This window comes from Streptomyces sp. NPDC001339, from assembly GCF_042895955.1.
Taxonomy (GTDB): Bacteria; Actinomycetota; Actinomycetes; order Streptomycetales; family Streptomycetaceae; genus Streptomyces.
On record NZ_JBIAWT010000004.1, the window covers coordinates 97,738 to 114,817 of the forward strand.

The 17,080-nt window shown below is 72.6% G+C and carries 15 protein-coding genes; 2 read left to right on the plus strand and 13 right to left on the minus strand.

The window, feature by feature from the left end; translation table 11 throughout:
* Nucleotides 1-93: 93 nt before the first annotated feature.
* Nucleotides 94-1,794, plus strand: coding sequence for a serine/threonine-protein kinase (locus ACFY12_RS12615; RefSeq protein ID WP_390716256.1), 1,701 nt, complete (start codon nt 94-96; stop codon nt 1,792-1,794).
* Nucleotides 1,795-1,945: 151 nt separating this feature from the next.
* Here the strand turns inward: ACFY12_RS12615 and ACFY12_RS12620 are convergent, their stop codons facing one another.
* Nucleotides 1,946-3,232, minus strand: a complete 1,287-nt coding sequence (locus tag ACFY12_RS12620) for an adenylosuccinate synthase (protein ID WP_390715783.1) — start codon at nt 3,230-3,232, stop codon at nt 1,946-1,948.
* A 237-nt stretch (nt 3,233-3,469) separates the two neighbouring features.
* Here ACFY12_RS12620 and ACFY12_RS12625 point away from each other — a divergent pair, with 237 nt between their 5' ends.
* Nucleotides 3,470-4,705 carry a hypothetical protein gene (locus tag ACFY12_RS12625; protein WP_390715784.1) on the plus strand — a complete coding sequence of 412 codons (1,236 nt, stop codon included), beginning with the start codon at nt 3,470-3,472 and terminating at the stop codon, nt 4,703-4,705.
* On the opposite strand, the gene ACFY12_RS12630 is transcribed toward ACFY12_RS12625, so the two are convergent.
* From ACFY12_RS12630 to ACFY12_RS12685, 12 genes are all read right to left on the minus strand, one after another.
* Nucleotides 4,684-5,262, minus strand: coding sequence for a GbsR/MarR family transcriptional regulator (locus ACFY12_RS12630; protein WP_390715785.1), 579 nt, complete (start codon nt 5,260-5,262; stop codon nt 4,684-4,686). The two genes, ACFY12_RS12625 and ACFY12_RS12630, sit on opposite strands and share 22 nt — an antisense overlap.
* Nucleotides 5,263-5,435: 173 nt before the next feature.
* Nucleotides 5,436-6,092: a response regulator gene (locus tag ACFY12_RS12635; RefSeq protein WP_390715786.1), complete on the minus strand. Its 657-nt coding sequence runs from the start codon at nt 6,090-6,092 to the stop codon at nt 5,436-5,438.
* On the minus strand, nt 6,089-7,408 hold the full coding sequence (locus ACFY12_RS12640) for a sensor histidine kinase (RefSeq protein WP_390716257.1): 1,320 nt from the start codon (nt 7,406-7,408) through the stop codon (nt 6,089-6,091). Before ACFY12_RS12640 ends, ACFY12_RS12635 begins: the two co-directional genes overlap by 4 nt.
* 178 nt (nt 7,409-7,586) lie before the next feature.
* Entirely contained in the window at nt 7,587-8,492 is a 906-nt protein-coding gene (locus ACFY12_RS12645; protein WP_390715787.1) for an alpha/beta hydrolase family protein, read from the minus strand.
* Nucleotides 8,489-9,805, minus strand: coding sequence for a kynureninase (gene kynU, locus ACFY12_RS12650; RefSeq protein ID WP_390715788.1), 1,317 nt, complete (start codon nt 9,803-9,805; stop codon nt 8,489-8,491). Before kynU ends, ACFY12_RS12645 begins: the two co-directional genes overlap by 4 nt.
* Complete coding sequence (locus ACFY12_RS12655) at nt 9,798-10,670, minus strand: tryptophan 2,3-dioxygenase family protein (protein WP_390715789.1); 873 nt, start codon at nt 10,668-10,670, stop codon at nt 9,798-9,800. The genes kynU and ACFY12_RS12655 overlap by 8 nt, the downstream gene beginning before the upstream one ends.
* Nucleotides 10,671-10,893: 223 nt before the next feature.
* Nucleotides 10,894-11,307, minus strand: coding sequence for a DUF3151 domain-containing protein (locus ACFY12_RS12660; protein WP_390715790.1), 414 nt, complete (start codon nt 11,305-11,307; stop codon nt 10,894-10,896).
* A 107-nt stretch (nt 11,308-11,414) separates the two neighbouring features.
* Complete coding sequence (gene fbaA, locus ACFY12_RS12665) at nt 11,415-12,437, minus strand: class II fructose-bisphosphate aldolase (protein WP_390715791.1); 1,023 nt, start codon at nt 12,435-12,437, stop codon at nt 11,415-11,417.
* Between the two features lie 217 nt (nt 12,438-12,654).
* Nucleotides 12,655-13,197 (minus strand): orotate phosphoribosyltransferase, encoded by a 543-nt coding sequence (pyrE, locus tag ACFY12_RS12670; RefSeq protein ID WP_390715792.1) that lies wholly within the window; start codon nt 13,195-13,197, stop codon nt 12,655-12,657.
* Nucleotides 13,198-13,217: 20 nt separating this feature from the next.
* A complete protein-coding gene (locus ACFY12_RS12675; protein ID WP_390716258.1) occupies nt 13,218-14,078 on the minus strand; it encodes an aldose 1-epimerase in 861 nt (286 codons plus the stop codon).
* Nucleotides 14,079-14,247: 169 nt separating this feature from the next.
* Nucleotides 14,248-15,090, minus strand: coding sequence for an SRPBCC domain-containing protein (locus tag ACFY12_RS12680; protein ID WP_390715793.1), 843 nt, complete (start codon nt 15,088-15,090; stop codon nt 14,248-14,250).
* 152 nt (nt 15,091-15,242) lie between these two features.
* The gene (locus tag ACFY12_RS12685) at nt 15,243-16,853 is read right to left on the minus strand and encodes a polyamine aminopropyltransferase (protein ID WP_390715794.1); all 1,611 of its coding nucleotides are present in this window, start codon (nt 16,851-16,853) and stop codon (nt 15,243-15,245) included.
* Between the last annotated feature and the right edge of the window lie 227 nt (nt 16,854-17,080).

The following is a 17,080-nucleotide window of genomic DNA, read 5'->3' on the forward strand; positions in this document are numbered from 1 at the left end:
CGGGAATAGCGGGGAAATCGGGGCAAAGGGCGACGGATTGTGGAACAGGCGGGACAGGTAGGACGGGGCGGAGAGGCGAGGCGGCCGGTGGGGCTGAAGCCGCTGGGGCCGTGGGACCCGCAGTGGATCGGCGGGTACCGGCTGCTCGGGCGGCTCGGTGAAGGCGGGATGGGGAGGGTGTTCCTGGCCCGTTCCGACCGGGGGCGGACGGTCGCGGTCAAGCTGGTGCGGCCGGAGCTGGCCGATGAGGAGGAGTTCCGGGCGCGCTTCCGGCGGGAGGTGCGGGCCGCGCAGCAGGTCGGCGGGGAGTGGACCGCGCCCGTCCTGGACGCGGACACCGAGGCCGAGACCCCTTGGCTCGCCACGGGCTATATCGCCGGCCCGTCGCTCCAGCAGGTCGTCGGCGGCAATATAGGCAGCAGTGGCGGCACTCCGTTGCCCGAGCGCACGGTGCGGATCCTGGCGGCCGGGCTGGCGCGTGCGCTGCGGTCGATCCACGCCGCCGGGATCATCCACCGCGATCTCAAGCCGTCCAACGTGCTGATCACCATCGACGGACCCCGGGTCATCGACTTCGGGATCGCGCGGGCTCTGGAGGGGGTGACCGGCGCCGGCGTGACCGACACCAGCGCGGCGGTGGGCTCGCCCGGCTTCATGGCGCCCGAGCAGGTGCGCGGTGAACCGCTCACCCCGGCCTGCGACGTCTTCTCCCTGGGCTCGGTGCTGACGTACGCGGCGACCGGGCGGCAGCCGTTCGGGACGGCGGACAGCGCGGCGCATGCGCTGATGTACCGCGTCGCCCAGGAGGAGCCCGACCTCTCGGCGCTGCCCGAGGGGCTGTACGACCTGGTCTCCCGGTGTCTGGCCAAGGATCCCCGGCAGCGGCCCACGCCGGATGAGCTGGTGGCCCTGGCGGAGGGCGGGGACGGCCGGTGGGCAGGGGACGGGGCGGCGGGGGCCGGGACGGCAGGGACCGGGACAGCAGGGACCGGGACAGCAGGGACCGGGACAGCAGGAGCCGGGACAGCAGGAGCCGAGGCGGCAGGAGCGGACGGCGAGCCGTGGCTGCCGGGTGCGTTGATCGCCAGGCTGGGGCGGCACGCCGTGGAGCTGCTGGAGGCGGAGCAACCCGCCGGGCTTCCCCCTGGGCAACCCGCCGGGAAGCCCGGTCTGCACGCGCTGCACGCACCGCCCACCGCCGTCTCCCCCACCAGCCCCACCCCGGCCCCCACCCACCGGCCGTCCGCTGCCCAGGCGGCCGCTGCCGGCGCCCCTCGCGCCCCGCGGTCCCGCCGCCGACGTGCCGGTACCACGCTGCTCACCGTCGTCGCCCTCGCGCTCGCCGGGGCCGGTGCGGTCACCGCGTACACCCTGCTGACCGACAGCGGCAGCGGCGTGCGGACGGCGGAGGACGGCGGCGCGGGTGGTCAGGCGTCGGCCCAACCCGCGGCGGACGGCGGGATCCCGGCGGGCTACCTGGGCACCTGGGAGACGACCGTCGGCGACGACGGCACCGATGTACGGCGTCTCACCCTCACCCAGGGGAAGAGCGGGGACACCGTCCTCACGATGACGGCCACCGGCTCCACCTACCGCTGCGAATTCGCGGCGTCGCTGAAGAGCGCCGGCCCACCGGTACGGCTCGGCCCGTCCACCGTCCTCTCGGGCCCGCCCGACACCTGCCGCTCCGGCGAGTCCAGCATCCTGGAGCTGATCGGCGGCACGCTGCGCCGCACCACCGACGGCGGGAGCGCACTGTCGTACCGCAGGGCGGACGACGGCCCTTCGGGTTGACGGGCGTTCCCCGTGGTTCCGCTCCGGGCGCCCAGCTAGCTCGTCCGAGGCGGTATGCGCAGGGGCCCGCCCCTCGTCGCGATGACGGTGGGCGGGCCCCTGGGGCACGGGTCCTACGACAGGACCGGCGATCCGACTAGGACCTACGACCCTATGACAGGAACGAGTTGATCTCGATCGTCTCGTCGCGGCCGGGGCCGACGCCGATCGCGGAGATCGGGGCGCCGGACATCTCCTCCAGTGCCTTGACGTACGCCTGGGCGTTCTTCGGCAGGTCGGAGAAGGACTTGGCCTGGGTGATGTCCTCGGACCAGCCGGGCAGCATCTCGTAGACCGGCTTCGCGTGGTGGAAGTCGGACTGCGAGTACGGGAGCTCCTCGACGCGCTGCCCGTCGATCTCGTAGGCGACGCAGACGGGGATCTGCTCCCAGCCGGTGAGGACGTCGAGCTTGGTGAGGAAGAAGTCGGTCAGGCCGTTCACGCGGGTGGCGTAGCGGGCGATGACCGCGTCGAACCAGCCGCAGCGGCGGTCACGGCCGGTGGTGACGCCGCGCTCGCCGCCGATGGTGCGCAGCGCCTCGCCGTCCGCGTCGAACAGCTCGGTCGGGAACGGGCCCGCGCCGACGCGCGTCGTGTAGGCCTTGAGGATGCCGATGACGCGGCTGATCTTCGTCGGGCCGACGCCCGTGCCGGTGCAGGCACCGCCGGCGGTCGGGTTCGAGGAGGTGACGAAGGGGTACGTACCGTGGTCGATGTCGAGCAGGGTGCCCTGCCCGCCCTCGAAGAGCACGACCTTGTCGTCGTCGAGCGCGTTGTTGAGGATCAGGGTCGTGTCGGCGACGAACGGCTTGATCTTCTCGGCGTAGCCCAGCAGCTCCTCGATGACCTGGCCGGCCTCGATGGCGCGGCGGTTGTAGAGCTTGGTGAGCAGCTGGTTCTTGACGTCGAGAGCCGCTTCGACCTTCTGGGCGAGGATCGACTCGTCGTAGAGGTCCTGGACGCGGATACCGACGCGGTTGATCTTGTCGGCGTAGGTCGGGCCGATGCCCCGGCCGGTGGTACCGATCTTCCGCTTGCCCAGGAAGCGTTCCGTCACCTTGTCGACCGTTGTGTGGTACGAGGTGATCAGGTGCGCGTTACCGCTGAGCAGCAGCTTGGACGTGTCGACGCCGCGTTCGTTGAGTCCGCTCAGCTCGGAGAGCAGGACCGCGGGGTCGACGACGACGCCGTTGCCGATGACCGGGGTGCACCCCGGCGAGAGGATTCCGGAAGGGAGGAGGTGGAGGGCGTACTTCTGGTCGCCCACGACCACCGTGTGGCCGGCGTTGTTGCCGCCCTGGTAGCGCACCACGTAGTCCACGGATCCACCGAGCAGGTCGGTGGCCTTTCCCTTGCCCTCATCACCCCACTGAGCACCGAGCAGCACAAGTGCGGGCACAGGCGTACACCCCTTCCGGGCGGGGCATGTCCAACGTGCGTGGATGGCGTCGGCGTGCGTGTCCACGCGTCCGTCATCGCCAAGATCCGTTGAACCGGTGCCCCGGAATAGACGAAGCCCCTGGCGCAATAGCGCAAGGGGCTCTTGCACCGAGATGCTACCTGAGGAAGGACCGAGGTGTCGGCGCAGCCTTCTGGGCGCTCCCCCGTGGACTCCGCTGCGGGGTACCCCCTGCTTGTGGTCATCGATCCGCTTGCCCGCAGTACGGACGGCGAGTCCGTACGGATTGCGAAGGATGTTCTGTGTGCGGGTGCGGGGGCGAAAATCTGCCTCCCGGAGGGGCCCGAGGAATTCGCGCGGATCCTGGCGCGGCGGGGGCAGCGGCGGCCGGTGGTGATCGGCGACGACCGTGCGCTGCTGCGGGTCGTGGGCCTGCTGCACAAGGAGCGGGAGCTGGCGGAGGTGCCGGTGTCGGTGGTTCCGGTGGGCGCACCGGCGTCGGTGGCGCTGAGCCGGACGCTGGGGGTGCCGACGGACGCGGTGACCGCCGCGCGGACCGTGCTGGACGGCGGGCCGCGGCCGATGGATCTGCTCGCGGACGACAGCGGCGGGATTGTGCTGGGCGGGGTGCGGATTCCGTGCGGAAGTGATGGCCGTGGCGGCGGTGAGGGCGGGTACGAACGCGGCGGAAGCGGCGGGAGCGGCCGGAGCAACCGGGGCGGGGGACGGCGGCCGCGGAACGGTGCGGTGGTGCCCGGGGCGGCGGGACCGGCGGATGAGCTGGGGCCGGAGGGCACGGAAGGGCCGGGAGGCTCGGGGGATGCGGGAGGCGCGGGGGACGCGGGGGATCTGTTCGGCGGGCGGGGTGGCCGTGGCGGGTCGGCGGCCGGTTCGGCCGGTGCGGCCAGGCTCGACGGAGGGCACCGGCCGTGGTGGCGGCCGGCCGCACGGACCGCCCGTACGGCGCTGTCGCTGCTGGCGCCGGCGGCCGGGCGGTGGGGGTACCCCCGCCAGAGCGGAGCCGAGGGCGGGGGCGGACGGCGCGGGCGGGTGACGGACCAACGGCTGCGGATCGAGGCGGACGGGGTGGTGCTGGCGGATCTGGACCGGCCGGTGCGCGGGGTGTCGGTGATGCCGGTCGGGGCCGGCCGGGACGGGCACGGCGGGCATGACGGGTGTGATGGCCGTAACGGGTGCGATGGGCGTAACGGGTGTGAGGGACGCGAGGGGTGTGACGGACGCGACGGGCGGCTGGCCGAGGTCGTGGTGCACTGGCCGGGCGAGGAGCGGCCGGTACGGGCCCGGGCGCGGGCGGTCACGGTCTCCGGCGCGGACTTCCACTACCGGGCGGACGCGGTGGTCGGCGGGCCGGTCCGGACCCGCACCTGGACCGTGCAGCCGGGGGCCTGGCAGCTCCAGCTGCCCCGGGATCAGGGAGTTCGGGAGCCCACTCAGCCGTCGGCGTTCTCGTAGCCGGCGCGCAGTTCGTCGCGGTGGTCGCGCCAGCGGTCGAGCAGTGCGGGCAGCTCCTTCTGGAGGAACTCGAAGAAGACCACGGTCTCGTGGAGCCTGCGCCCGGCCGGGGAGTCCTTGCCGAAACCCTCCACCCCCTCGCGCAGGGTGCTCTCCCAGCGGCTCAGCACGGCCTCGCGGCGGGTCATGGCCTCGTACCACTGGTCGCTGTGGACGCGGTAGCGGTCGCGGCGGGAGCCGGGCTCGCGCTCCCGGCTGACCATGTCGACCTGGGAGAGGTAGCGGACCGCGCCGGAGACCGCGGCGGGGCTGATCCGGAGGCGCTCTCCCAGCTCGGCCGAGGTCAGCACGCCGGAATCGGAGGAGAGCAGGCAGGCGAAGACACGGGCCGGCATCCGGGCCATCCCGCCCTCGACCAGCTGGGCGGCGAAGCGCTCGATGAAAGTCGAGATCGCCTCGGGGCTGGTTGCGTCGGGGCCGGTCGCGTCGTCCCGGCCGCCGGCGGTGTCACCGTGCCCGTGGCCGTCGCCGGGCCCGTGCTGTCGCTGCTCGTTCATGTCCGCCACGCCCCCAGTGATCACGGGCCTCGGTCCTGTCCCCTGCCCCGCGACTCAACTTTACGTGGTTCCTTTACGCGGTTCCTTAACTTCACAACATTGCGAACCACCGCGCCCACGCGCAGCCCACGACCTCCGTCCACAGCCTGTGGACAGCCCCCGCGCATCGCCCCTCACCCGCCCGGTGTCACCAGCCGCGCCTCGTAGGCGAAGACCGCCGCCTGGGTCCGGTCCCGCAGGCCCAGCTTCACCAGGATGCGGCTGACATGCGTCTTCACCGTGGATTCGGCGACGACGAGATGCTCCGCGATCTCACCGTTCGACAGCCCCTGGGCCACCAGGACCAGGACCTCGGTCTCGCGTTCCGTGAGGTCGGCGATGCGCTCCTGGGCGGGCGCGCGGGGGGTGCCCAGCCGGGAGAACTCGACGATCAGCCGCTTGGTCACGGTGGGGGCGAGCAGCGCCTCCCCGGAGGCGACGATCCGGACGCCCTCGGCGAGCTGGCCCGCCGAGGCGTCCTTGAGCAGGAAGCCGCTGGCCCCGGCACGCAGCGCCTGGTACACGTACTCGTCGAGATCGAAGGTGGTCAGGACCAGGACCTTGGCGTCCACGTCGGCCGCGACGATCTCCCGGGTCGCCTCCAGGCCGTTCATCTCCGGCATCCGGATGTCCATCAGGACGACATCGGGCTTGAGCACCGCAACCTTCTGCACCGCCTGACGGCCGTCGACGGCCTCGCCGACGACCTCGATGTCCGGCATGGCGTTGAGGAGGACGGAGAAGCCTTCACGGACCATGACCTGGTCGTCGACGATCAGTACCCGGATCACAGCCGGCTCCCCCCGGTAGTGGTCTCCCCGGCCGCGGACGACACGGGAATGAACGCGGCGACCTCGAAGCCGCCGTCCTCGGTGTGGTCGGCGGTCATCTCGCCGCCCAGCATCTGCACCCGCTCGCGCATCCCCAGCACACCGTGCCCCGCGCCCGGGGACGGCTTGGCCAGGCGGCTCGGCGCGCCGTTGACGATCCGCAGGCCGAGCCCGCCCAGCACGTAGGAGATCTCCACCCGGGCGTCGGCGCCGGGCGCGTGCCGCAGGGCGTTGCTCAGCGCCTCCTGGACGATCCGGTACGCGGAGAGCTCGACGCCCTGCGGCAGCGGACGGGGGGAACCGGTGGTCACGGCCTCGACGGTCAGTCCGGCCCCGCGGACGCTGTCCAGCAGCGAGTCGAGGCTGGCGAGTGTCGGCTGCGGCGCCTCCGGGTTGGTGTCGGCGAACGCGTCCGGGTCCTCGGAACGGACCACGCCGAGGATGCGGCGCAGCTCGGTGAGCGCGGCGACGGCGTTCTCGCGGATCGTCGCGAACGACGTGGCGAGCTCGGGCGGGGTGTCCTTGACCCGGTACGGGGCGGCCTCGGCCTGGATGGCGATGACGGACATGTGGTGGGCGACCACATCGTGCAGCTCACGGGCGATGGTGGCGCGCTCCTCCAGGAGCGTGCGCCGGGAACGCTCCTCGGCGGTGACGGTCTGGGTCTCGACGACGTGCTGACGCTCCTCCCGCCAGGCGCGGATGGCGGCGGCACAGATCAGCACCATGCCGCTGAAGGCCATCACCGGCGCCAGCTCGCCCGAGCCGTGCCTGGTGATCACCATCGCCCCGGCCCCCACCACAAAGGTGACCAGCCACATCTCCACCGCCAGCCGGGGCCGGGTGCGCAGCACCACCAGCGTCATCACGGCCAGCAGCGTGAGGAAGGTGCTGCCGCTGAAGGGACTGGGGTACTCGGAGAAGAGCGCGTCGGCCATGGCCGACACCACGAACGCCCCCAGCGACAACCAGTAGGCGCCCACCGGCCGGAAAAGGGTGAGCGCCGGCGGGGCGGCGACCAGCAGGGAGAAGCCGCCGACCAGGACGCCGCGCACCGGCCCCATGCCGTAGCCCGTGGTGAAGGACGCCAGGAAGACGCACACGGAGAAGAAGCCGACCAGGAAGTGCGGCAGCCACCGCGCCCAGTGCCGTATCCGCTCCGGCAGCCAGGGCACCCAGCGGGCCACCTTGGCGTCCTCCAGCGGCGGCATCGGGCGGAAGGCGAAGGCGTCGACGAACAGGTCCTGGCGCAGTCGGTACAGCGCACCGTGGGCCATCCGCGCCTCCGAGTGCAGGGTGCTGCCCTGCGGCTGGGTCTTCTGGTTCACGCTGTCAACGGTAAGCAGAGACCGGACCGCCGGCGTCCCCTCCAATGAGGATCTGCGGGGGTCCGTCTCAAGTACTACTCGGGGGTATCCCGTACGGGAGCTGGGGGATTCCGTACCGGGACCAGTACTACTCGGGGGTATCCCGTACCGGGCACAGCAGGGCGGCCAGCGCATCGCAGCTGGCCGTGCCGGGGGTGATGGGTGCGAAATGCCCCACACCGGGCAGCTCCCGGAGCTCCGTCGTGGCGGGGTGCGCGGCGGCGTAGCGGCGGGAGATGTCGAGCGGGACATCGGGGTCGTCGGTGCCGTGCAGGATCGTGACGGGGATGCCGACGGGGGGCGGGTGGCGGGCCGGGTCGGCCGCGGCGAGGCGTTCCGGCAGGCCGGGGCCGTCGCCCAGGAGGTCGGCGACCGCGCCCGCGCCCAGGCCCAGTTCATGGGCCCGGGTCAGGTCGGCGACCGGCGCGACGGCGATCACCCGGGTCACCGGGGTGCCGGGGCGGGCCGCGGCGAGCAGCGCGAGCTGGCCGCCCGCCGAGTGGCCGACCAGGACCGGGGCCGGGCCGGAGCCCCCGGAGCCCGCGGAGCCCGCGGCGTGCGGAGCCTCGCGCACCGCCGTCCCGATCGCCGCCGCCACATCCTCGAAGGTCTGCGGGGCGCCACCGCCCGCACCGACCCTGCGGTACTCGGCGAGCGCCACCGGCAGGCCCCGCCCGGCCAGCAGGGCGGCGAGCGGCGACAGGTGCCGGCGGTCGTAGGCCGCCCGCCAGAAGCCGCCGTGCACGAGCACGATCAGCGGGCCGGTCAGCGCCGCGCCCGTACCCGTACCCGTACCCGTAGCCGCGCCCGTACCCGTGCCCGCGCCCCTACGCGTACCCGTCGACGGCCCATCCGGCCCGTACGGCCCGTACGACCCATCCGGCCCGTACAGATCGACGATCTGATCCGGATGCGGCCCGTACGCCACCGTGCGGGCCGGCGCCACAGGGGGGAGCCCCAGCAGCACCGCCTCCTCGTCCGCGGCGTTCGTCATCCGGCCCCCGACGTTTCCGGCGGGTCGCCCCCGGGCAGCGCGCCCAGCACCTCACCGAGCACCCACGCCGCCCGCTCGGCGTCCGCGAAGGAGGTGTAGAGCGGCGTGAAGCCGAAGCGCAGCACGTCCGGGTGGCGGAAGTCGCCGACCACCCCGCGCCGGATCAGCTCGTCCATCACCTCACCCGCTCCGGAGCACACCAGCGACACCTGGCTGCCCCGCCGCCGGTGGTCCAGCGGCGTGAGCGGCCGGACCCGCCCGGACGGTACGTACGCGCCCACGCACTCCAGGAAGAAGTCGGTCAGGGCCAGGCTCTTGGCGCGCACGTCCTCGACGGCGACCCCGTCCCAGGCCTCCAGCGCCGCTTCCAGCGCGAGCAGCGACAGGATGTCCGGGGTGCCGACGCGGCCGCGCAGGATGCCGCCCGCGGGGGCGTAGGCGGGGTCCATCGCGAACGGGTCGGTGTGCGAGTTCCAGCCGGGCAGCGGCGATTCGAACCGCTCCTGGAGGCTCTCGCGGACGTACAGGTACGCGGGCGCCCCCGGGCCGCCGTTGAGGTACTTGTACGTGCACCCGACGGCGAGGTCGACCTGGTGCGCGTCGAGGCCGACCGGCAGCGCGCCCGCGCTGTGGCACAGGTCCCAGACGGCGAGCGCCCCCGCGGAGTGCAGCGCCGTGGTGATACCGGGCAGGTCGTTGAGCTCGCCGGTGCGGTAGTCGACGTGGTTGACCAGCGCCAGCGCGGTGCGCTCGGTGACCTCCTCGGCGATCCCGGCCGGCTCCACCGGCCGCACCGCCAGGCCGGTCATCCGGGCCGCCGAGCGGGCGATATAGCCGTCGGTGGGGAAGGTCGTGGCGTCGACCAGGATCTCCGTGCAGCCCTTGCCCGCCATCCGTACGCCGCCGACCACGGCCTTGAAGATGTTGACGCTGGTCGAATCGCCGACCACCACCCGGCCGGGGGCCGCCCCGATCAGCGGGGCGATCTTGTCGCCGATCCGCTCGGGCGCGGTCCACCAGCCGGATTCGGTCCAGGAGCGGATCCGCAGCTCGCCCCACTCCCGGGCGATCACGTCGGCTATCCGGCCGGGGACCGCGCGGGGCAGCGCACCCAGCGAATTGCCGTCGAGGTAGACCGTGTCGTCGAGGACGAAGCGGTCCCGGAGCGGAGCCAGCGCGTCCTCGGCGTCCAACTGCCGTGCGCGCGCCGCCAGTTCACGCCCCTCACCCAGGGCGCCCTCACCCAGGGCGCCCTCACGCGCGGCACCCTCGCTCGGACCGGAAAACCTCCGGTTCTCAGGCATGTCAGACATGGCTGCGCGCCGTCCACAGCTCGGGAAAAACGTTCTTGCGGGCCCGCTTCTCCAGCCAGGCCACACCAGCAGAACCACCCGTTCCCATTTTCGCCCCCATGGCCCGCCGGGTCGCGACCAGATGGTCGTTCCGCCAGCGCCACACCAGCTCGGCGACGTCGGTCAGCGCCTCGCCCAGCCGGACCAGTTCGGACTCCTGCCCGCCAGGCTCCTGCCCACCGGACTCCTGCCCGCCGGCGTAGATCTCGGCCCAGACCTCCTCCACCGCCGGATGCGGCTCGTAACGCAGCGCCGGGTCCCGCCGGAGGACCTCCTCGGGGACGGCGTAGCCGCGCCGCGCAAGCAGGCGCAGCACCTCGTCCCACAGGCTCGGCTCCTGGAGGGCCTTCTCCAACTCGGCGTGCTCCCGGGGGGCACCGCGGTGCGGCACCAGCATCGACGAGGACTTCTCACCGAGCAGGAACTCCAGCCGCCGGTACATCGCGGACTGGAACCCGGAGCCCTCGCCGAGCGCGCTGCGGTACGCGTTGAACTGCGCCGGAGTCAGCCTGGCGAGCGGCTTCCAGGCCGCGTTCAGCGCCTCCAGCTCGTATGTGGAGCGCTGCAGCGCCGCCATCGCCACCGTCAGGTCGTCGCGGCGCAGCGCCTCCGCGGCGGTACGCCACTCATGGACGATGACCGTGAACCACAGCTCCATCACCTGCGTCGTGACCAGGAAGACCATCTCTCCGGGATCGTCGGAGAGCGGGTGCTGGAGGTGGGTGAGGACCTCGGCCTGGACATAGTCCTCGTACGGGGTCGTACCCGCGAAGTCGAGGTTCGGGGTCTCAGGGTCGTGAGCCCCGCCGGTTACCTCGTGGGACATCGCTGTCTCCTCGAAACGTACTCCGGGTAGCGGTCCGCCCCTGCCATGCCGGCACGGGGGCCCCGGTCCCCAACCGGCATCTTCCGCAATGGTCCCCGAACAAGGCAAGGCCCGCCCGACCGGTGGGCCAGGCGGGCCAGATCCCGCATCCGGGCACGAGCCGCCCGCTCACTCAGGAGAGGCCGTCCCCCTAGCTCAGGAGGCCACCCCCTCACTCAAGAGCTCAGGACAGGGTGTCCGCCGCAGTCGGCGAGGAGTCGCGCAGGAAGGTCGTGCAGCGGTCGTACTCCTCCTGCTCCCCGATCGCCTGGGCGGCGCGGGCAAGGGCGTGCAGCGCCCGCAGGAAGCCGCGGTTGGGCTCGTGCTCCCACGGCACGGGGCCGTGCCCCTTCCAGCCGGCCCGGCGCAGCGAGTCCAGGCCCCGGTGGTAGCCGGTACGGGCGTACGCGTACGACTCGACGACCCGGCCCTGCGCGAACGCGTCGTCCGCGAGCTGCGCCCAGGCCAGGGAGGACGTCGGGTTCTTCGCGGCGACATCGGACGGCGCGGTACCGGCGGCGAGCAGCTCACGCGGCTCCGGGTCGTCGGGGAGGTGGGTGGGGGGCGGTCCCCCCAGGAGGTTCTCGTGAATGGGCATGCCGCAAGTATTCCTTCCGAAAAGCCGGTGGGGGTGTACGTAAGCGACCACCTACACGCAGTGGACCACTTACGTACACCCCCACCGAGGGTCTGCGGACGGGCGGACTACTTGATCCTGGTGCCCGTGGAGCGGAGGTTGGCGCAGGCCTCCGTGACCCGCTTGGCCATACCGGCCTCGGCCAGCTTGCCCCAGCTGCGCGGGTCGTAGGTCTTCTTGTTGCCGACCTCGCCGTCGACCTTCAGGACACCGTCGTAGTTGCGGAACATGTGGTCCGCGACCGGGCGGGTGAAGGCGTACTGGGTGTCGGTGTCCAGGTTCATCTTGACCACGCCGTTCTCCAGCGCGGTGGCGATCTCCTGCTCGGTGGAACCGGAGCCGCCGTGGAAGACGAAGTCGAACGGGGCGGCCTTGCCGTACTTGGCGCCGACGCCCTCCTGGAGGTCCTTCAGCAGCTCGGGACGGAGCACGACATTGCCCGGCTTGTAGACGCCGTGGACGTTGCCGAAGGAGGCGGCGAGCAGGTAGCGGCCCTTCTCGCCCAGGCCCAGCGCCTCGGCGGTGCGCAGCGCGTCGTCCACCGTGGTGTAGAGCTCGTCGTTGATCTCGTGGGTGACGCCGTCCTCCTCGCCGCCGGTCGGGGTGATCTCGACCTCAAGGATGATCTTGGCGGCACGGGCCTTCTCGAGGAGCTCCTGGCCGATGGCGAGGTTGTCGGCGAGAGTCTCGGCGGAGCCGTCCCACATGTGGGACTGGAAGAGCGGGTTCTGGCCCTTGGCCACGCGCTCGGCGGAGACGTCGAGCAGCGGGCGGACGTAGCCGTCGAGCTTGTCCTTGGGGCAGTGGTCGGTGTGCAGCGCGACGGTGATGTCGTACTTCGCGGCGACGACGTGCGCGAACTCGGCGAGCGCGACCGCGCCGGTCACCATGTCCTTGTTGTACTGGCCGCCCAGGAACTCCGCACCACCGGTGGAGATCTGGATGATGCCGTCGCTCTCGGCCTCGGCGAAGCCCCGCAGCGCGGCGTGCAGCGTCTGCGTCGACGTGACGTTGATGGCCGGGTAGGCGAACTTGCCTGCCTTCGCCCGGTCCAGCATCTCGTTGTAGACGTCGGGGGTTGCGATGGGCATCTGTCCGCTCCTTGTGTGTGCGGGGTGTGCGTTCTTGGCCCTGACCAGGGGGCGAGGACTTCGCCGGGCCCATCTTCCCAGACTCGGCCGCCAGCTCCACATCGCCCGTACGCCCTACCGCGCCGAGGGGCGGCTGTTTCACGTGAAACCAGCCACCCCTCGGCGAAGGTGCAGGTCAGAGCGTCCCGTACGGACCGCCACGACCTCCGGGCACGGCTCAGGCCAGGCCGAGGTCCTCGAGCTGGTAGCCCGTGATATAGGGCAGACCGGCTTCGGCGATCGCCGAGGCGGCGCCCCGGTCGACGATGGTCGCGACCGCGACGACCTCGGCACCCGCCTCACGCGCCGCCTCGACGGCGGTCAGCGGCGAGCCACCGGTGGTGGAGGTGTCCTCGACGACCAGCACCCGGCGGCCCTTGATGTCCGCGCCCTCGATACGGCGCTGCATACCGTGCGTCTTCTGCGCCTTGCGGACGACGAAGGCGTCCAGCCGCCCGCCGCGCGCGGCGGAAGCATGCAGCATCGAGGTCGCGACCGGGTCGGCGCCCAGCGTCAGGCCGCCCACCGCGTCGTAGTCCAGGTCGGCGGTGATGTCCAGCATCAGCTGCCCGACCAGCGGCGCGGCCTCGCCGTCCAGGGTGATCCGGCGCAGGTCGATGTAGTAGTCGGCCTCCTTGCCGGAGGAAAGCGTCACCTTGCCGTGCACCACGGCCTTGTCCTTGATCTGCTGCAGCAGATCGTCGCGCAAGTCGTCACTCATGCCCCTGAGCTTATGCGCTGCTACGCAAGGCTCCGCCAGCTCCAGGTGGTGGAGATCTCCAGGGGGTCGATAGGGGTGACCAGACGCGGCAGGGTGTTGAGCCCGTTCGGCGGGCCGGACTGCGGCTCGACACAGACGGCGGCCTCCTGCTCGTCGTAGATCACGACCCACTCGGCGCGGCTGGTGACCCTCAGCTCCAGCCGGCCCGGCCAGGTGAGGGTGACATCCACCCCGTGCGGCATACCGAAGCAGTCGTCCCACGGACCGGGCTTCGGCGTGATCCGCCGGCCCGTCGGAAGGTGGTCGTCGCCCCGCTCCTCCTGCCACTCCGGCACGAAGTCGATCCGTACGTCCGCACCGCCCTGCCGCTCGTCCGCACCGCCCTCCCGTACGTCCGCGCCGCTCTCCCGTGCGTCCGCACCGCCCTCGCCGAGGTTCCGCAGGAACCAGGGGTGCCAGCCGGCCTGCGCCGGGAACGAGTCGGCGACCGTCTCCACGCCCATCGTGAGGGTGAGCGACCCGCCGTCCTCGGCCAGCTCGACGAGCTGGGTGACCCGCCCCGGATACGGCCACGGGGCCGCCGGATCGGCGAGCTCATAGGTGAACACCGCCTCCCTGGGACCGGAACGTGCCGTGCGCCAGTGGAGGTCACGGCCGGTGCCGTGGATGGCGTGCGGCGGTGCGTTGACGGGCATCCGGTGCACTGTCCCGCCGTTGCGGAACCGACCGTGCTCGATCCGGCCGCACCACGGGACCATCGGGAAACAGCCGTACCGCTCGCCCTGCCGGAGGACTTCCGTGCCGCCGATCCGGAGGCTGCCGATCCGGCAGCCGTTCTCCGGCTCGACGGTCAGCTCGGCCGGGCCTGCGGCGAGCCGGATGGCGGTGGCCGCTTGTGTGTCGGTGGTGGCCGCTTGTGTGTCGGTGGTGGCCGCGTGCGTGTCTCTGTCGGAACTGTCGGTGCTCACGCCATGACACTAGCCGCTGGCCACCGGCTCACCGGGCAGCCGCCGGCCGCCGGCTCACTGACCGGCCACCGGCTCGCCGGGCTCAACGGCGGCGGCGGAGAACGCGCCCCACGACCACCGCTGACGCCAGGACCACCGCCGCCGCCGGCGCCGCCCAGCGGAGGGCGGCGGAGGTGGAGGCCGTCTGGGGGGCCGGGACCGGTGCGTAGCGTCCCCGGGGCGGGGCGTGGTCGACCTCCTCCGCACTGCGGCCGATCATCGTGCGCCGGGCGTGGGCCGCCTCCGCGGGGGCGTCACCGTCCGCGTCGCCCCCGTAGGCAGCGGCCCCGTACGCGTCCTCGTCACTGAGCGGATCCAGGGACGGCGACGGGACGTCGGTGCCGAAGACCGCAGGCTCGGTCGGCTCGGTCGGCTCGGTCGGCGCAGTCAGGTCGATCGGCTCGGTCGGCTCGGTCGAGCCGGTGGACCCCGTGGTCGGCGGCTGCGCACGCAGGTCGTCCGCCAGGTTCTCCGCGAAGCGGTCGAGCAGTCGGCGGCCCGCGGTCTCGGCGGACTGGTGCGGGGCCTCGGCGAGCCGGCCGTCACTGTGGACCGTGCCGGCGCACACCAGGGCCGTACCGGGGCCGGGCGCGGTGGCCGGGGAGAGGCGGACGGTCAGGGTCAGCGCGACCGACCCGTCGCCGCGCGCCTCGATGCCCTTCGCCTCGACGGTCACCTCGGAGTCCGTGGCGTCGCTGACGGTCAGCGAGCCGCGGTAGGTGATGGTGGAGCTTCCGATACGCAGCCGCAGCCGGCCCTCGGGGCAGTGCGGGGCCGCGTCGGCGTCGAGCTGGACTCCCGGGACACAGCGCGCCACCCGTTCCGGCTCGGCGAGCGCCTGCCGCACGGTCCCGACGGGGAACGGAACGTACACCTCATGCTCCATGGCATGGGAGCCTACCCAGCCGCCCCCGGAGCCGTGACAGTGCACGCACGACTTTCTGCGGGCGGGTCGGGAGCGCCCCGTGCACCGGGGCGGGGACCAGGGCCGGTCTCTCCGCGACAGGCTCTGACAGCGCCCTAGTCCTGCTAGTCCTGCTAGTCCTGATAGCGCGGATGCATGAGGGTCGACACCGGCAGTCCCGGCATCCGGGTGCGGGCCGCTTCGCGGCGGCCGGCCTGGAGTTCGTCGGCGGTGAGGCCGGTCAGCGGGGGCGTGTCGGGTGCCAGCCCGAAGCGCGGGGGCTGCCGGGCGGCCAGGACGAAACCCCAGTGGCCCGGCAGCCGGTAGGGGACGGTCGTCAGGCCGGCCGATCGCACCGTCGCGTCCACCGTCCAGTACGTCCGCGCGGCCGGTGATTGGGCGTCGACCACCAGCCGCCCGCCGTCGGCCAGCAGCCGCGCCGCCAGGCCGTAGAACTCGTGTGAGTAGAGCTTGGTGCTGGCGGTCAGGCCCGGGCCGGGGAGGTCGCAGACGATGACGTCGTAGCGGGCCGGGGGCCGGCCCCGGCCGGCCTGCTGCCGCAGCCAGTCGAAGGCGTCGGCGGTGGTCACCCGTACCCGCGGATCGCCGAGCGAGTGGCGGTTGAGGCGGGAGAGGCCGGGGTCGGTGCGCGCCAACTGCACGACACCGGGGTCGAGTTCGACGACCGTGACCGAGCGGACGGCGGGGTGGCGGAGGACCTCGCGTACGGCGAGGCCGTCGCCGCCGCCGAGGACCAGCACGCGGGCGCGCGGGCCGTCGGCCATCGCCGGGTGCACCAGCGCCTCGTGGTAGCGGGATTCGGTGTCCGCGCTGACCCTCAGTCGGCCGTCCAGGTAGAGCTCCAGCGGCCGGCCGGAACCTTTCCTCCCATGTCCCGCACCGGTTCCGGCATCCACACCGCCGGTCATCACCACTTCCTGGATGCCGGTCTGCACCGCGACCCGCGCGGACGAGCCGTACACCGCGCGCCGGGCGGCCCGTTCGAACGGCGTGGCCAGCAGGACACCCAGGGCCAGCAGGACGAGGACCAGGACGTTGACGATGAGGAGGCGGCGGTGGGTGCGGACGGTCAGGTCGCGGCGGAAGAGCCAGAGCACCAGGGCGCCGCCGGCGGTCGCGTTGACCGCGCCGGTGACCAGCGCGCCGGTCAGCTGGCCGAGGGCGGGAAGGAGGAGGAAGGGGAAGGCCAGACCGCCGACGAGCGCGCCGACGTAGTCGGCGGCGAAGAGGTCGGCGACCGCACACCCCGCGTCCTGCCGGCGGACCCGCTGGATCAGTGTCATCAGCAACGGCACCTCGGCGCCGATCAGCGTGCCGATGGTCAGCGAGAAGCCGACGAGCGCGGCGCGGGTCTGGCCGAACCAGGCGAAGCAGGCGTAGAGCGCCATCGCGGAGCAGCCGCCGACCAGCGCGAGGCCGGCCTCGACCGCGCCGAAGCCGACCACCGCCCGGCAGCGCAGCCGTTTGGCGAGCAGCGCGCCGACGCCCATCGCGAAGATCATGACGGACAGCACGACGGACGACTGGGTGACCGAGTCACCGGCCAGGTACGTGGCCAGCGCGACCAGCTCCAGCTCGTACACCAGGCCGCAGGCGGCGCAGATGAAGACCACGGTGAGGACCAGCAGCCGGCCGAGCCCGGCCGGTACGGGCAGCCGCGCCGGTGTTCTGGCCTCCGGCGGCCCGAGGGCTCCGGCGAGAGCGGACTCTGGCGGATCGATCATGCAAAGGAACGCTACGTGACGCTTCCGTTCCGTTACGTCACCCACACGAGTGCTCTCTCCGGGCTACACGCGTCAGTTGGAGGGATGTCGAGGCGCAAGGGGGCGGTGGTGACGGCCGCGCCGAGCGACCGGCGCGTTCACCGGCGCACGCACGCCCCCGCACCCATCCACACCCCAGGCGCGCACTCCTCGCGCCCGCCACACCCCACATCCTCGCGCCCCTCCTT

Excerpts from the sequence above, each read along its gene's own strand:
- fbaA (WP_390715791.1), bottom strand. The coding sequence starts at position 12,437 with ATGCCCATCGCAACCCCCGACGTCTACAACGAGATGCTGGACCGGGCG.
- pyrE (WP_390715792.1), bottom strand. The coding sequence starts at position 13,197 with ATGAGTGACGACTTGCGCGACGATCTGCTGCAGCAGATCAAGGACAAG.
- ACFY12_RS12680 (WP_390715793.1), bottom strand. The coding sequence starts at position 15,090 with ATGGAGCATGAGGTGTACGTTCCGTTCCCCGTCGGGACCGTGCGGCAG.
- ACFY12_RS12645 (WP_390715787.1), bottom strand. The coding sequence starts at position 8,492 with ATGACGAACGCCGCGGACGAGGAGGCGGTGCTGCTGGGGCTCCCCCCT.
- kynU (WP_390715788.1), bottom strand. The coding sequence starts at position 9,805 with ATGTCTGACATGCCTGAGAACCGGAGGTTTTCCGGTCCGAGCGAGGGT.
- ACFY12_RS12660 (WP_390715790.1), bottom strand. The coding sequence starts at position 11,307 with ATGCCCATTCACGAGAACCTCCTGGGGGGACCGCCCCCCACCCACCTC.
- ACFY12_RS12640 (WP_390716257.1), bottom strand. The coding sequence starts at position 7,408 with ATGGCCCACGGTGCGCTGTACCGACTGCGCCAGGACCTGTTCGTCGAC.
- ACFY12_RS12685 (WP_390715794.1), bottom strand. The coding sequence starts at position 16,853 with ATGATCGATCCGCCAGAGTCCGCTCTCGCCGGAGCCCTCGGGCCGCCG.
- ACFY12_RS12630 (WP_390715785.1), bottom strand. The coding sequence starts at position 5,262 with ATGAACGAGCAGCGACAGCACGGGCCCGGCGACGGCCACGGGCACGGT.
- ACFY12_RS12655 (WP_390715789.1), bottom strand. The coding sequence starts at position 10,670 with ATGTCCCACGAGGTAACCGGCGGGGCTCACGACCCTGAGACCCCGAAC.